19 protein-coding genes are annotated in these 15,368 nt (G+C 45.2%); 6 read left to right on the top strand and 13 right to left on the bottom strand.

The annotated features are described in order from the left end of the window. Window positions 1-74: 74 nt before the first annotated feature. The 5 genes from NZD89_RS28965 to vapB all read right to left on the bottom strand — a co-directional run bounded on the left by NZD89_RS28965 (window position 75) and on the right by vapB (window position 2,491). Window positions 75-368 (bottom strand): DUF4183 domain-containing protein, encoded by a 294-nt coding sequence (locus NZD89_RS28965; protein WP_268008888.1) that lies wholly within the window; start codon window positions 366-368, stop codon window positions 75-77. Between the two features lie 416 nt (window positions 369-784). After that, window positions 785-1,078 carry a DUF4183 domain-containing protein gene (locus tag NZD89_RS28960; protein WP_268008887.1) on the bottom strand — a complete coding sequence of 98 codons (294 nt, stop codon included), beginning with the start codon at window positions 1,076-1,078 and terminating at the stop codon, window positions 785-787. A gap of 26 nt (window positions 1,079-1,104) precedes the next feature. Then, complete coding sequence (locus NZD89_RS28955) at window positions 1,105-1,269, bottom strand: DUF4183 domain-containing protein (protein ID WP_268008885.1); 165 nt, start codon at window positions 1,267-1,269, stop codon at window positions 1,105-1,107. 587 nt (window positions 1,270-1,856) lie between these two features. Then, window positions 1,857-2,252, bottom strand: a complete 396-nt coding sequence (gene vapC, locus NZD89_RS28950; RefSeq protein ID WP_284286706.1) for a type II toxin-antitoxin system tRNA(fMet)-specific endonuclease VapC — start codon at window positions 2,250-2,252, stop codon at window positions 1,857-1,859. An 8-nt stretch (window positions 2,253-2,260) separates the two neighbouring features. Further along, window positions 2,261-2,491: a type II toxin-antitoxin system antitoxin VapB gene (gene vapB, locus NZD89_RS28945; RefSeq protein WP_268008883.1), complete on the bottom strand. Its 231-nt coding sequence runs from the start codon at window positions 2,489-2,491 to the stop codon at window positions 2,261-2,263. A gap of 536 nt (window positions 2,492-3,027) precedes the next feature. Here vapB and NZD89_RS28940 point away from each other — a divergent pair. After that, window positions 3,028-3,801 carry a COG4280 domain-containing protein gene (locus NZD89_RS28940; protein ID WP_268008882.1) on the top strand — a complete coding sequence of 258 codons (774 nt, stop codon included), beginning with the start codon at window positions 3,028-3,030 and terminating at the stop codon, window positions 3,799-3,801. Then, window positions 3,798-4,004 carry a hypothetical protein gene (locus NZD89_RS28935; protein WP_268008881.1) on the top strand — a complete coding sequence of 69 codons (207 nt, stop codon included), beginning with the start codon at window positions 3,798-3,800 and terminating at the stop codon, window positions 4,002-4,004. The genes NZD89_RS28940 and NZD89_RS28935 overlap by 4 nt, the downstream gene beginning before the upstream one ends. 259 nt (window positions 4,005-4,263) lie before the next feature. Here the strand turns inward: NZD89_RS28935 and NZD89_RS28930 are convergent, their stop codons facing one another. From NZD89_RS28930 to NZD89_RS28905, 6 genes are all read right to left on the bottom strand, one after another. Further along, on the bottom strand, window positions 4,264-4,566 hold the full coding sequence (locus NZD89_RS28930; RefSeq protein ID WP_268008880.1) for an LSm family protein: 303 nt from the start codon (window positions 4,564-4,566) through the stop codon (window positions 4,264-4,266). 39 nt (window positions 4,567-4,605) lie between these two features. Further along, window positions 4,606-4,740, bottom strand: a complete 135-nt coding sequence (locus tag NZD89_RS28925; protein ID WP_268008879.1) for a hypothetical protein — start codon at window positions 4,738-4,740, stop codon at window positions 4,606-4,608. An 822-nt stretch (window positions 4,741-5,562) separates the two neighbouring features. Further along, entirely contained in the window at window positions 5,563-5,691 is a 129-nt protein-coding gene (locus tag NZD89_RS28920; protein WP_268008878.1) for a hypothetical protein, read from the bottom strand. 670 nt (window positions 5,692-6,361) lie between these two features. After that, window positions 6,362-6,658 (bottom strand): hypothetical protein, encoded by a 297-nt coding sequence (locus NZD89_RS28915; RefSeq protein WP_268008877.1) that lies wholly within the window; start codon window positions 6,656-6,658, stop codon window positions 6,362-6,364. A gap of 120 nt (window positions 6,659-6,778) precedes the next feature. Further along, window positions 6,779-6,904, bottom strand: a complete 126-nt coding sequence (locus NZD89_RS28910; RefSeq protein ID WP_268008876.1) for a hypothetical protein — start codon at window positions 6,902-6,904, stop codon at window positions 6,779-6,781. An 84-nt stretch (window positions 6,905-6,988) separates the two neighbouring features. Next, on the bottom strand, window positions 6,989-7,114 hold the full coding sequence (locus tag NZD89_RS28905) for a hypothetical protein (protein WP_268008875.1): 126 nt from the start codon (window positions 7,112-7,114) through the stop codon (window positions 6,989-6,991). A gap of 258 nt (window positions 7,115-7,372) precedes the next feature. Between NZD89_RS28905 and NZD89_RS28900 the strand changes: the two genes are divergently transcribed. Both NZD89_RS28900 and NZD89_RS28895 read left to right on the top strand, forming a co-directional pair. Further along, window positions 7,373-8,734: an IS4 family transposase gene (locus NZD89_RS28900; RefSeq protein ID WP_268004608.1), complete on the top strand. Its 1,362-nt coding sequence runs from the start codon at window positions 7,373-7,375 to the stop codon at window positions 8,732-8,734. A gap of 832 nt (window positions 8,735-9,566) precedes the next feature. Further along, a complete protein-coding gene (locus NZD89_RS28895; protein WP_268008874.1) occupies window positions 9,567-9,926 on the top strand; it encodes a hypothetical protein in 360 nt (119 codons plus the stop codon). A 791-nt stretch (window positions 9,927-10,717) separates the two neighbouring features. Here the strand turns inward: NZD89_RS28895 and NZD89_RS28890 are convergent. Beyond that, complete coding sequence (locus NZD89_RS28890; RefSeq protein WP_268008873.1) at window positions 10,718-11,131, bottom strand: AbrB/MazE/SpoVT family DNA-binding domain-containing protein; 414 nt, start codon at window positions 11,129-11,131, stop codon at window positions 10,718-10,720. A 967-nt stretch (window positions 11,132-12,098) separates the two neighbouring features. Here NZD89_RS28890 and NZD89_RS28885 point away from each other — a divergent pair. Beyond that, on the top strand, window positions 12,099-12,722 hold the full coding sequence (locus NZD89_RS28885; RefSeq protein ID WP_268008871.1) for a hypothetical protein: 624 nt from the start codon (window positions 12,099-12,101) through the stop codon (window positions 12,720-12,722). A gap of 301 nt (window positions 12,723-13,023) precedes the next feature. Here the strand turns inward: NZD89_RS28885 and NZD89_RS28880 are convergent, their stop codons facing one another. Beyond that, window positions 13,024-13,182 (bottom strand): hypothetical protein, encoded by a 159-nt coding sequence (locus tag NZD89_RS28880; RefSeq protein ID WP_268008870.1) that lies wholly within the window; start codon window positions 13,180-13,182, stop codon window positions 13,024-13,026. A 1,559-nt stretch (window positions 13,183-14,741) separates the two neighbouring features. Between NZD89_RS28880 and NZD89_RS28875 the strand changes: the two genes are divergently transcribed. Further along, window positions 14,742-14,981: a hypothetical protein gene (locus tag NZD89_RS28875; protein WP_268008869.1), complete on the top strand. Its 240-nt coding sequence runs from the start codon at window positions 14,742-14,744 to the stop codon at window positions 14,979-14,981. Window positions 14,982-15,368 lie beyond the last annotated feature (387 nt).

Here is a 15,368-nt window from a genome sequence, read left to right as displayed (position 1 = left end):
TTTTATCGTTGTGCTGTTTAATAGAGTGGGGATAAAAAAGAAAAAGAGTGGCAAACCACCCTTTTTCTTTCTACTTAAAAGTTGTAGACCAGATTGAGGATAACAGGGTCTCCTGGATTAAGCGTAGCGCCACCGACAATTGTTAGGTCCGAAGATGTGACAGTAGCAGATCCATTTTCTTGTGGAATGCCGTTAATAAACAGCGTAAAGTTGGCATAGCTCGTGTTAAACGCGGTAACTGCCGTACCGGTATCGTCAACAAAAGCAGTTGCGGCTATAGTTAAATCGGTACCACTGACCGTACCTGCACTTGCGGGTGCATAGTATTTATTTGACTGCAAATTGGGTGGAATGAGTGACAAAGCCATGTTTTTCACCTCCTTTCAAGTTTGAATGATCAGTTCATTAACTGCTGGTGTTCCCCCTGAGACCTTCGCAAAAAACTTTTGGCAGGTCAGGTGAGTTGGTGTGGGTTGACGATGTCAGTGGCGACCACAGCAATAAAAAATATAGGGTTCTGGTGCAAAAATTCCCGAAACCACAATATACAGTGGTAAGTAGTAACTGATTCCACACTACATGTGGTGTATTCAAATATTTTTGCACCAGAACCATTTAACTGATATATTTGCAGGTATCTCAGATGTACTCCGGTATTGCACATCGTCCTGGACTTTTGACGAAAGGACTTATAAACTCTGAAGCCCATGCATGGCATACCGCACAGAAATACACAAAGGAATATGTAAGGCGGGGTATAAAAATGCCCCACCTTCTAAATTATTTAGAAATTGACAACGAGGTTAAGCACGATAGGATCGCCTGGATCGAGAGTTGCTCCGCCGATAATCGTAAGATCTGTAGTTGTAATGGTCGCATTCCCGTTTTCCTGTGGGATGCCGTTAATAAACATGGTGTAGTTGGCATAGGTCGCAGGGAATGCGGTAACAGCGGCGCCGCTATCGTTGACAAACGCTGTGGCGGCAATCACTAAGTTGGCCCCAGTTACAGTCCCTGCACTAGCAGGTGCATAGTATTTATAGGACTGAAGATTGGGTGGGACGAGAGTTAATGCCATGGTTTATCACCTCCTTTCCAGCGTAGTTAGATTTGAATGACAAGTTCCACGGTAATCGAGTCATTTGTATCCAACTGTGCGCCACCTGTGATGACGATAGCGGATGGACTCACAGTGAATATGCCATTTTGTTGAATCATTCCGTTGACATAGAGTGTGGCATACCCGTATGTAGACGGGAAAGAACTCACAGGGTTTCCCGAATGAATCGTCCACAAAGCTTGAAGCTGGAATGATGAGTGTACTTCCTGTCTGTATTCCGCTTGAAACCTTCACAAAAAATTTACTAGAAGAAATATGAGCTGGGTTGTGCGGGTGATGGCAGTGACAATCACAATGACAGCAGCCACAATTATTGTGGTAGTTGCTTTCGCATCGAGTTAAATCGGGAAAAACCTGTTTCATGTATTGGTAAGCGCATCTGGCATCCTTGTCAGCTTTATCCCATTTGTCTTGCTTGATATGGTATCGAGCATCCTTTAGTGCTTCGATTGCCTTGTTTATGTACTGTACAGTGCGTTCTTTATCATCACTCACGTTGTAAAGTCACCTCTTTTCACGGATACCTGTCCAATTTTTTGGACCTGATTAACGCTGGTGTTATCTCATGTCTGTCCACCATATGCGAGTTAGCACTCTATGGAAGGTACAGGTGTCCATTTACGAAGCAAGCATATACGGGAGTTAGTTTAATAAGCCGAAAGAAACACAAGTGTATTGTGTTTCCTTAAGATGTCCATTGAAAGTGAAGGCCCGAGGAGTAATGATCCTCGGGCCTTCATTCGTCCGTCCAGTTTTCTACCCGTAATCCTGAGACTCGTTCAAACTCCCGCGTGTTGTTAGTTACAAGCGGAACATCGAGTGATAGCGCATGTGCCGCAATGAGCGTATCAAGCGGCCCAATCGGTCGCCCTTGCCGTTCTAATTCCGCACGCACACGTCCATATACAACAGTTGCTTCAGTCGTGAATTCGGCAATTTCAAGTGGCAACAGAAACGCCTCTAGCGCGGTCTGATTACGCTCTTGGTTGACACTTTTTGAGACACCGTATTGCAGCTCCGCAACTGTCATAACGGAGACGCCAATCTCACCAGTGTGAAAAACACGCATCCGCTTCAATAGTGACTCGGACCGCTTCTTTATCAAATAAATGCAGATATTCGTATCGAGCATGTAAAGCATTAAAACAGTTCCTCACGTTGTTGTTCTGCCAGTTGATCACGCTCACTCATGAAATCGTCGGAGAACAGTTCCAAAGATTGAGCCAGTGAGTCCCATGCATCCTCCATGGGTAGCAGTACCACGGCATTCCCGACACGTTTTACATACACTTCCGTACCATTGAATCGAAATTCTTTAGGCAAACGTACAGCTTGACTCCGCCCGGATTGAAAAAGTTTCGCCCGTTCCATTCGAACACCTCCGTTTGGTATATATCAAGTGTATACCAAACGGAGGAATTGATTCAAAGGTCTATAATCGAAAGCTAAAAGTGCTCTCATTCAGCGTTGCCATTATCTACGCCTCTTCGCTGTTGTTGCTCTCGTTGTTCTCTCAGCAGTTGCAGGACTTCGTTTGAGTAGTCGTCTTAATCGTCTCAAAAGCCGTCTCAATCTCTTCATTGTGCTACGCAGACACCTCCATTTGCTCGTTCTGCTGTTGTTTATTACTGTTGTAATTTCTACGTTGTGGCCATCTCTTGCCTACGAGTAATACGGTCATGCGACGGGAAGCAGAACGAAGTGGTGTACGGCGTTAACGAGTTTTCGTTAGTAATATACTTAGCGGCTAAATGTAATTTACCTCTTTATGCACAAACGAAAGAAACACAATGTTATTGTGTTTCTTTCGCCTTTATAGGAATCATCCGTTACCCCTAAACCGATACTGCCGCAATGCGGAATTTCTTATTGAGCTATAATCTATTCTATAAGGAGGTGTTGTCGAAATGGATATTTACGCAATTGGAGCTAGTTTTATCGGAACATTCGTTGAATTTGTTGAGGCACTGACCATTATTTTGGCCGCCGGCGCTATTCGTGGGTTCAAGAGCTCGTTGTTGGGCGCTTTTTCCGCCGCAGTCATCCTTGGAGCACTGATTGCCATCATCGGGACACCGTTAGTTCATGTCATCCAGTTGTTTTGGGTTCAACTGTTTGTCGGATTGTTTATGTTGCTGTTTGGTATACGCTGGTTACGTAAGGCTATTCTTCGTTACTCTGGCATGAAAGCGTTGCACAATGAAGCGGAAAGCTATGAGAAAGAGCTCAAACGTCAGCAGGCTACCCAAAAGGATGCGAATTCCACCATTGATCGGTTCGCATTCGGCACGGCATTTACCGGTACCTTTTTGGAGGGTTTAGAGGCTATTTTTATTGTCATCACCTTCGGACTGAGTGCAAAGGCGATGTCATCGGCTATCGTTGGTGCTTTTGCAGCCATGATAGTCGTTGTTATTCTCGGTGTAACTTTACGCACGCCATTGACTAAAGTACCAGAGAATACACTGAAGTTTATTGTCGGAGTGATGCTCACCAGTTTCGGTGCATTTTGGTTGGGTGAGAGTTTCGGTGTCGCATGGCCACAAAAAGACCTATCCATTCTTTATATGGTCGTTACATTGCTTGTGATCAGTTTCATTTTGGTTCAACGCTGTAAACGCGCACTGGTGCAATCAAAGCATCTGCCGCAATCCGGCGGTATTGGGAGTGGATCGAAATGAAGGTACTGAGAGAGTTATGGAGCCTAATTTATGACGATCCACGATTGAGTGGAACAGTGGTGCTGTTTCTGGTTATTGCCGTGATTCTCCACCTTACACATCTCAACATTCTCTCCGCAGTTGCAATCTGGGTTGGGTTAGTGGTTGCTTTATTATTTTCGGTTGAATACGAACTACGCAAAACGATGAATAAGAAGATATAGTTTAGATGAGTGGGGTTGATTTTGTACATTGAAACAACATTTAAAATAAACTCTAAAGAAACACAATCATATTTTGTTTCGTATGTATTACGATAAGGTATTTGCAATGCGCCACAGCATGTCACTGCGAGCAATGGCTGACTGGATGAATCAGAATGACATACCAACGAAACGTGGCGTTATGGCACTCAAATATCATGAATTTTGCAATGCAACGAGGGACTATATCTACTAAATATAGTCCCTGGGTGGTGTTTGATTACCAGTAATATCCACCGGCCAGCGCACCGAGCGTAAGCCCAGTCAGTGCGCCGAATCCAAAATAACCGGCAGGTGAATACACTAGACTTACCTGCCCGTCCTGAACATCCTTTTGGATAGAAAGTTCGACTGAATTCTCATCGTTGTCGTTGAAACTGACAACCGTCGTATACGGATGCAAGTAAATCCCGGACATGGACACGGAATGTAAAACACCAGTGTACTTTCTCCCATTGACATGGTGAGCCACGACCGGTCGCCCCACCAGCCGACATGCGATTGGATACAAAGGATGAGTCATTTACCTTCCCCTCCCTCCCAAGACCTCCTTATAATTGGTTTAGTAGGTGGGGGTCGTTGTACAACAGGTTTGTGTTGCCCCTGCACCATATCCAGGTACAAACAAGAAGAACAGAACAAAGATAATTAAGAACACTACAGCCCATTGTGTATAGCCACCAAATGTTCCGTACATTAACATCCCCTCCTCAGTAGTGGTGTCAATTTAGATTTATGTCTAGAGGATTGTCCTGTGGAAGGTCACATGACTCAGCAAATTTGCCCCCGTTGGTCGTTTTTAGTGATTCCAAAAACGACGGTTTGAAGCTGCTACGTTGGGTTTTTAATAGGCGTCGGTGAATTTATGTAGGCGCAATAAATGATGATGAAACACAATGGCTTTGTGTTTCTTGTCCTCTATATTGGGACGCATAAAATGGTTTTTGTCTTCTCTTGTTCTGCGGCTGCAGTCGAGGAACGTAACGCTAAACCATGGTGGCCATTTGTGGCCATAAATGAGAAGAGACCGCGTTTGGGGGTACGGTCTCTCTCTAAACCAACTGTGTCTGAGACTCCCTAAGCGGTTGTCACCATTACACTGGGCCGCCGACGGAAATTATTATTTGCAAAGTGAGGGAGTTCATACGTAGGCAGCGAAACGTATTTTACACAAAAATTTTAATTCAATAGGGACGACAACCCGGACACCCTGGATCAACAACGACGTTTCTTGTCGTTGGTACGTAGTAGTGCCGTGGTACGTTCACAATGACGTTTCTGTTCACAGTGACTATTGGATGCACGTAAGGAACCACCCGTGGAATATAGCAATTCCGAACACGATAACGGGGGTCACATACAATCGGAGGACAACTCATAGCATATACACCTCCTGGAGTGACGTATCTGATTACAAATTCTGTGCATAACACACCGAATTCGCTGGAGCAGCGGCTGCTCCAGCGTAACCACCGTTGCCACCTTAGTCTAGGTGGTCTTTTTGTTCTGTAAACAATTCTTAGTACGCTCCCGCTCCCGCGCCTGCGCCATATCCGCCACCATAGGCCGGGACAAGCAAGAAGAACAATACGAAGATAATGAGGAATACTACAGCCCAACGGGTATACCCACCAAAGCAACCGTCCACTCTCGTTCCTCCTTAACGTTGCGATATGCTGCAAAGTATGTCCGCGGACAACTATTCTGAAGCGGTATCTACCCACTTTTGTAGCCCGACTATCGAACATAACCCGCAACCTCGGTCTCAATGAATGTACTGGGTTACCACCAGCCCCAGGTTAGAGCGCTGAAAGTGTGAAAAATGAGGAAAACAAAAATGCCGATTCCCGTCCTGAAAGAAACACAAGTAAAATGAGTTTCATGAAAAACCAACGGGAAGCCATTAATGGCTTCCCATTTACTCATCTCATGGAATTACCCTTTCCCGGCCCTTTGCTCTGCTGAAATACCCAAAACGGATCGAAGTTCCTTTGATTGAACGGCCATTGGTTCATCATGTCTCCTAATGGCATTCCGAATGGGGGCATAGAAGAGCTGTTTGAGCTGTTTCCACTCTTCTTGCCTGAACGCATGGGACTGCCGTACAACGGCGACATTAGGTTTTGAGACCGTTCTTTCGGTACGTTACCCCAGAAGCCTCCCCCTGATGGCAGACCGTTCATCCACGTTGGCACATTGTTCATGTAGCGTTTCAAGAACCAGTTCAGGATTTTCCCAGACAGCCACATGTCGACCACTCCATCTATATTTACTTTAATTAAATGCATTTGTACCGGATTTGTGATAAGAGACTGGATTTACCACCACCAGCCCCACGCCCCTAGCGCAGCGATTGCAAACAAGGGAAAGAAGAGAAATGGCCAAAAAACCTCTTGAACGTCATCCGTAGAGCTAGGCATGTTCTGTAGTAAATCAATGTTTACAGAACTGACGTCTGTTTCACTCGCAAGACGAGTGGTTCCTCCACTTACGGGGCGCACGTAAATTCCGTCATTTGTAACGGAATGCAGAATCCCGTGGTGAGTTCCCCCATCTCTCGTGCGAAAGTGGATGTGCTGTCCAATAAACCTTGTTGCATGAGCACGTGTAATCACAGTCTTACCTCCTATTCGGTAATAAAAAGGCGTCCTTATAGGACGCCTGTGTTCGATTTAAATCCGTGTAAGTCCACGTTTCCATGAGGTTGTTTTTTAATAATTTTCCGTTATCTATTATTAGTATGCTCCCCCACAGCTGGTAGCTGCGCCATAACCAACGGCTGGTACAAACAAGAAGAACAGAACAAAGATAATTAAGAACACTACAGCCCATTGAGTATATCCACCAAAAGCTCCGTACATGGACAATTCCTCCTTATTATTGGTTTAATATGCGGGAGTCGTTGTGCAACCGGTTTGTGTTGGCACATATCCAGGAACGAGTTATTAGTATGCTCCCCCACAGCTGGTAGCTGCGCCATAACCAACGGCTGGTACAAGCAAGAAGAACAGAACAAAGATAATTAAGAACACTACAGCCCATCGGGTATATCCGCCAAAAGCTCCGTACATAAACTTTCCCTCCACGGTTCAGTGTCCATTTAGATTTATGTATAGAGGATTGTCCTTCCTAACGGCAAATGACACTGTAAATTCACCTATAATTGGAGTTTAAAACTCAACTTTCGCAGAGTGAAATGTGTAGCTAGCCCTTGTGGCGTAAAGACTTGAACGGATTAGAATATTAGCGTTGACAAATCAAAAGCACCACTTCCTTTGGTATAGTAAATGCGACCAAACACTACCATACCGGAAGAGGTGCTCTCCTATATGATAGGTTATGAGACGGAAAACAACAATCAATTGCCTGTCGAAATTCGTCCTGCCTTTCAAGAACTAAAGGTCCTTAAGCATCTGCGTAATGCTGGCATCACCAAGAGGTTTGGGGTTGCGTGTTCCTACCTATTCCAGCTTGTGTTTGTGCTCATCTTCCATCATCGAAACTGGTTTCAATTTCTTGATAGCGCAAAGTCAGAATCATATCCTGGCAAGGATGCTGTGTACCGTTTTCTCAATCATGCCGGATTTGCATGGCGACGCTTTCTCCTATTGCTCAGTGTGGAGGCCGTGAACAAAACCAGTTCGTTAACATCTGACAAGCGTGTCAGCGTATTCGTTGTCGATGACTCCATGTATGAGCGGAACAGGAGTAAGTGCGTGGAACTCTTGGCTCGATTCAAAGACCATGCACGGAATTGCTACTACAAGGGATTTCGTATGTTGACGTTAGGCTGGTCTGACGGTCATACATTCGTCCCAGTGGACTTTTCTCTCCTCAGTTCCGTCAAGTCGCAGATTCAAGGCTTGGGTCAATCGATTGATAAACGCACTCACGGATACAAACGCAGAATGGAATCACTTCTCCCGGCCCCAGATATCATCCCTGCCATGATTGACCGTGCTCTGTCTGCTGGAATGAATGCCTCGTACGTATTGATGGACAGTTGGTTCACGCACGCTCCGTTGATTCAAGCCGTGCTGGATAGGGGACTGGACGTCATCGGAATGGTCAAGGCGGACAACAAACGATATTTACTCGACGGACGGTGCCTGTCCTTGCAAGAGCTGTACTACGCTGCTACGCCCGTTCAAAGTACGAAGAAAGGAATCTTAAGGTCCATACATACTCAACTGCGCCCAGGCATCCCGATCAAAATGGTGTTCGTTCGTCACCGAACCAACAAGAAGGAATGGCTGGCTATCCTGTCTACAGATACGACGCTGACGGTCGAGAAAATCGTACAGATTTACGGCATTCGATGGGACATTGAAGTGTTCTTCAAATGCACAAAATCATTACTGCGTCTGCAGAAAGAGTTTCAAGGACGTTCCTATGACATGCTCATCAGCCACACGACGATTGTCTTTTCACGGTATATTCTGTTAGCTTGGCAGCACCGCCAGAGCACGGACAACCGTACATTGGGGAATCTATTTCTAATGCTCTGCGACGAAGTGAGCGAACTGGACTGGGCCATCGCATTGAGCCAATTGGTTGAACTTGTAAATGATGTTTCCAAGAAGGCAGGCAAACGACTCTCGAAACTGATTCGCAGTCAACTACAGCGGTGGATCGACGGTTTACCCAGCTATATCAAGGCATATCTCCCTGTTTTGGCCTGCGAAAGTTGAGTTTAAAAGTCCGCAAAAACACAAATCACGAAGACTACATAACCGTGTCTGCAGAAGTAGTTCGTAAATCAAGACGACATATGAGTGGTTCAATTACTTTGTGACGCGTATATGTTCGCTCGGTCACATGGACAAGCCAACACGACAAAAGTGGAGCCTATCCGAATACTGCCGTGTTGAATACATTAGGTTACGGTTTATCCCGACCGTACATCATACCGACTTCGTTCAGAAAGACACAGCGACGATAGCGCCCCTATGCCTATTCGTTGCTGTTTGTTTCAAAAAAATACCCGATTCATACAACTGCAACGCCCGAAAGTGGTCCGAGAGGCATTTTCTATGTATCGGCGTATCTAAACGGCTTCAATTCTTCGAACTTTCGTTTCCCATCGAATGGGAATAGGAATTTGCCACAATAAACTCCGCTACAACGGTGGGTAGATACCGTCTCAGGATAGTTGTCCACGTACATACTCTGCAGCATGTCGCAACGTTAGGAGGAACGAGAATGGACGGTTGCTTTGGTGGGTATACCCGTTGGGCTGTAGTATTCCTGATTATCTTCGTATTGTTCTTCTTGCTTGTACCGGCTTATGGTGCTGGTTACTAATGTTCTCAGCCAAAGGATCAATATGAGGGAATGCACATATATGATGGTGTGGCCTTTGGGGGATACACCCGCTGGGCCGTAGTGCTCCTCTTCTTACTGTTCTCTGGCTACACGACCCCATGCACAACTCATCAGTGTATTGATCACACGTCTGCGTAAGCAGGCTGTCTTTCATACGGTCTGGATAGTATGTGCATTGAGGCAAAAGGGGGGATAGCGTTGTGTACTCAAGCCGAATGTCAACGTCATATAGGCAAATTTGTTCAATTCAAAACCCCCTACGGATATCATCAAGGAGTTATTGAGCAGATCAAAGGTGAGAAGGCCATTATCTTATCACCAAGTCGGTATGTGCCCGCACAGTTAGCGAGTACGGAACTGCTTGACGATGATGTTAAAAAGCTAGATGTGGCACTGGCTTGGTGGAGAGGCGGGCTCGGCAGAGCTGGATATCCCGGAGTCGCCGCTGGTGGCTACCCACGTGGAGCTTACGGTTACGGAGGTTGGGGATATGGATGGGCCAGGTGGGCTGTCTCCTTCCTGATCATCTATGCCTTATTCGGGTTGTGGATCTGGTGATTTCGGAAATTCGATTTGGACTAGTTTATCACTGACCACGTATTTAGGTTGTTAATATTACGCGCCTACAAGCGCAGATAAAAAGACAGAGTGGAAGTTAATGGATGGAGCATTTGGTGGTTACACCCGCTGGGCGGTCGTATTCTTAATTATCTTCGTGTTGTTTATTCTGTTAGTCCCGTATGCAACCCCTACCACTACGGTTGGTTTTGTCCCATATGTTAAATCACTGACAAACGTAGCGGGTGTACCAACTATGGACGGATGTTTTGGCGCATGTACCCGTTGGGCAGTGGTGTTTCTAATCATCTTTGTGCTGTTCATTCTGCTTGTTCCTTATAGTGGAGGACAGTATTGATGGTCAATTAGGGGTAGGGCCGTCATTTTAACGAAAACATACGCTAAGACAGTTTCTGGATGTAAAACGTCGGTTTTTTCTACGCTAAAGGGGCCAGAAGTCCGTCTAACACGGCGTCATAGTCCCTAAACAGTCATGTTCAACTTGGACATGAATTTCCAGTTTAAACGTCACGTCGAAAGAAACTTAATGTACTTTATTACATGATGAGTATGATTGGTTTGATGAGCCAAGGCTTTTGAGATATAAGGAACCTTTGATAATCCCTTTTATGATGTGGGATTGCGGGTCTTGGCCGAATCATACAAAAATCCGTTCTGTATGATTCAGTAACGCCATTTTTTCCAGTTTCCTCGCTATTTCTGAACCAGATTATGGTTAGCGTATATTTTCGTTAAAATGTCGGCGGGACCCCTAAAGGGTAACAGGGGAATCAAGCCCCCTGTTCGCCGCTGTCGTCACTAAACAACTCAGCAAGCTGTTCTTCTGGTGAGCTGCTGTGATTCATGTCTTTTCCAGCTTGATATGCCTCATCCAGCATTTGTTTTACAGCTGGACGAATCCCCGCACGTAGCCGTTGAAACTCCGCTAAGAGTTCATCCCCACTGTAACCTTGTTGAATCAGGTCTTTGAGGATTTCCTCTGAGAAGTCATCCCCACGTCGAACGGGTCGAATGACAATTTCGTCGTCACGTAATAAACATTCCACTTCGTCATTAATCCCAAGTTCACGATAATACTGTATTGGCAATGTAATCTGGCGGCCTTTAGAGACGCTGATGACTTTAGGCTTTGCATCCATATGAAGTCCCTCCGTGCGACGCGCTTTCGTCAATAGGGTTTCCATATTGTATGCCTCCTTAAACAGAGAATGTGTTTCTTATTTACACAGATTCTTAGTTTCTTAGTGCCCATTTTCATCATGCACTGATCAGTCAAGGACATGGAAAAACAAAAACCGTCCGGCAAGGGACGCAAAAAAGCGTTGGCCAACCTGTAGTGACCGTCCTGCGATATGTCTGTAATCCCCCCACTGGAAACCGTGGCAAGTAATAACTGATAGAACCTACACAATGCCAGCAGAGCAGCGTCTAGGAAGCCTCAGGAGGCGTTATCAGACCAGGTGCAGATGTAAGTGAGGTAGTGCAGCGAAACCAGGTGAGAGTCCTGGGACACGTAAAGGCAGACCTGGGGTGTCCGTCCAAAGAGACGATAAGCGAAGCAAGGGAACCTAGACCCACGGACATGGCTCCGGAGGAGATAGTAAACCTCTACTCTATTTCAGGTAGGGTAGGGGCCGCTGCGCTCACCTTCCCCTAAACATTCACAAAAGGAGAGGGGTTATGATTGGAACTTCCTTCACGCAGCGGCTAATGAGAGTGTTTTTTCTTCTATAGATTTTGAAAATCAATATATCTATATCATTTGGGAGGATGAGTGGGAGGGGTGAAGGCCGTAGGCCGAGGGGAGGAGCGAAGCGGCTTCCCCTGTGTAGTGGTTGTGGAGCTTGTGGGCAACCTGTTGAAATTCCTCTCGGTCTAGTTTTATCTAATGAGTTTTGAATTCACGTTATTTTTGGTCGCTTGGTCAAGGGATCGCTTAGCTCGTTGTGTCCCTTATCCTCGGCTTCGCCTTCGGTACCGTGTACCGAACACAGCACCGCCCTTGACCGCTTTCCTTGTTCAAATTGTTACTTCGAAACTTACGGTAGAAAATCTGGACATTGGCGGATTTTCTTTAACACCGGCTTATGCCAGTCCATATTATTACACAATTTCATAGTATACAGCACCATTACTAAGGAGGTGAAAGAAATGCCTATTACACCACTAGCAAGACTGGTTAGTGACAAACAAACTGTTGTAGCATTAGATAGAGCTACAGCAATTGCTCAGGCAAGAGGAATTCAGGTACTTAACGATTCAACTGAAGTAGGGCGTATCGTGCAACAATATCCGCAATTGTTGCCTTACCAAAATGATAACAGCAGCCTTTCCACAGTGGCTCCATCCTATATTTGGGATTCGATTACGACAACTCCCCAAATTAGATTTTTCGCTTTAGGAACTACCGGATTTGTGCTGGCTGCTGGCAATCAGCTTCTCGTCGATTTAAAGGTATTCTGCGATAATGCGCATGACGTTCAGATTGACATCTTTGATGTTACTGTGGGTGACTTGTTTACAACTATAACTCCCGCTGGCAATCTTACCGATGGAAATTTAGATCCGAATACCGGAGTAACCGACGATATCCCCTATAACTGGTTGAATATTCTTTACTACACGAACACAAGTATTGCTGTTCCTGATTCACGTGACGGAGACACTTTTCAAGCCGTCCTATCTTTCCAAGCTGTAAACTACAATATTAGTCCGCCAGGAACTCCAAATCCAGCAGCATTGGCTTTCGTTGCAGATATTTGGATGGCGTCCTGAACGCCATTAAGCAAATATGTGTGACAGATCGAAAGAAACACAATGATATTGTGTTTCTTTCATGTTGGTCCCATAGTCCCAAAAACGAAGGTTTTTGAGACCTGTATATGGTACATTGAAAAGCCGGTCACACCAGTGTTTCCGTATTATATCTAGTGGTCTACTCAAAAGAGACAATCTCCTTAATAAATAACGCAATATCAATGAAGAAGTTCATTGATAAAATCGTGGTTTCAAAAATATAACGGATTGACCTATCTGAAAGAACTTACCAAGGAAGTAGCCATGTTGCAGGAAATCTTTAATCACTCTGCACCATCTCTTGGCGTATATCGGTATAACTCAAGAAGAACTGAATCTGTGAATGAGCAACAAAAATAGGGTGCAGCCAAGGTGCGGCTGTCGCCTTTTTAGTTCCTGACAATACAATGCGCCGTACTGTTTCTGCTGTTAATTGCATAAAAGTAACTCGATTGTTTTCTAGTGTTCCGTTGGGAGATGGGCGTATGTCGGACGGAAGGGTTTGGGTTCGCATTCGTGAGGATTTAGACCATCAGTTTGCAGGTCACAATGGGTACGTGTTGTTGGCTTGTGATGATACTGTTGCCGTTAGAATCGAATGTCTGACTATTACAGATGGCGTTCGATGGGCTTATTGCACCTGTTTTCTCTCAAAAGACGATATACGGCACTTAGACACTGACGAGGTACAACAATCGGAAACGATAAGAAATTCAACAATATTAGCCGTGGATTCTTATTGGCGTATCTATTCGAGTATCGTTGAAGAAGATTGAAATCCGAGAATGTCTCCCAACTGCAAAGGGGATTTACGGATTTACCCAACAAAAATAAGGCACATCCACACACTGGGATGTTGCCTTTATTGGCTGATAAAATGCGAGTTTCATTTTTAACGGTTTATGTGAGCCGCTCTGAGCGTCTCATTTGGTGTGGGTGGTGAATTTGTACTGGATGCGGAGAGAAACTCCTGAGGGAGCATTCTGGAGCGGCTAGTGATGTGTCTATGTCAAAGCCCATTGGGCTATTTGACTGAGTCATACGCCATTACATAAGACAAATATCTCAACGTAAATTACGTCGCAGGGGGAGAATAAGAGCATCAATGGGTATAACCGTCGTACCCTTTGATGTTCTTCAATACCGATGTATAAAGAAAAATCCAGAGACATGAATAAAGGGGATCACATTTTCATGCGATCCCTGCTGGTGTGAGGTATGAAGTTACCGTATCTCATGATGCTTTGGACAACAATATGTTTGGCTTAATGAAATTGCCGTATCTATAGTAATGGAGGGGCAAAGCCCCTAAAGGAACACTAGTCCTCTTCCTTTTCTCTCCTGTCTTATTATGACGACGGAACAAGCGCACTACCGCCCCATCCAAATCGAACCCTGAACGCTTACAACTTATACAACTTGCTTTGTTTGAACATGAAAGGAATGACTGTTTTCGGTTTATAACGGCTATAAGGATAGCCCTCATATTGAGGTATATTCAATATCGAGCATCCAAAACCATAACTTGTATAATTTAAATCTTTTGAATCACACATGACACCTTTCCTCTTGTTCATCGAGTCACTCCTTCTTTGGTTCCAATTCGAGAATGCCCTCTATTGTATGGGCGTACCTATAGATTTGAATGGGCGAATGCCTATGTATAAGTGCCGTTACTCAAATTTTTATTAAATTTTGATCTTTGGGAGTAGGTCAGGCGTTGATACAGACCATAAATATTGGAGCGAGTGCAGAAAGAAGTTTCACGGTGGTTTCGTTGTCTTCCGGCTTTCTTCGTTAAGTCGACTGGATGCCACCATGAGGGAAACCATCCTGTTTAGTTCTCCACCTTGTGCCTCGTAAATCGCCCCGTGCAAGTTCATACCTGATGATTCGAATCCTTTTTCGCACTTAGATTCCCACATAAATACTTGGAATTTTGGAAAAATAGCATTGCGGCGAACGAAGACAACCGATCCATCAGAAAGGACGTCAAACATGGTCAGATTGAGTTCAACCACGGATATAGGCAAACGGGCATTCAAGTCTGCAGAGAAAACGGAACCACGTCTCGCAGACAACGAAACCGCATCGAAAGGAATCTCCCATGAAGCCACGTTGGCACCCGGTCTCGATGGTGTCCGCGGTATGGACGACGATGCGAGTTCGCAAGACATAACCAGTGGGGACACGACCACCGTTACCAAGCTCGTCTACGACGAGTACGATCCGTCGTAGTCAAATTCAAGGCTGCGATCTTAATTATTGGCTTTGGCATTAGGCGATTCATACGGAGGAAGACATCAAAATAATAGCATCTTATGCGTTTTCCCGAAAGAAACACAATGCAGTTGTGTTGCATCCATGTTTTTATTGAACTAACGGGTTGCGACTTGTAAGTTGTCGATAATCATATGGCGAAAACCCATCCGGTCTGAACTGCGACCGCGAACCTACCGTGACGTGGGATGGTGGTAACGCCTTCTTGCGAAGCTCATGGGACAATGTAGCCGTGACTGATAGGGAAATTCGGTCCGGAGCTAGGTTGCAGATGCATGGTGAACCTAAGTGAACCCCTTATAAACCGTGTTATGCAAGACAAGCGAAATCCCCTGATACGCTTGA

This window comes from Alicyclobacillus fastidiosus (genome assembly GCF_026651875.1).
Classification (GTDB): Bacteria; Bacillota; Bacilli; order Alicyclobacillales; family Alicyclobacillaceae; genus Alicyclobacillus; species Alicyclobacillus fastidiosus.
This window is presented reverse-complemented; position numbering and strand designations above follow the sequence as displayed.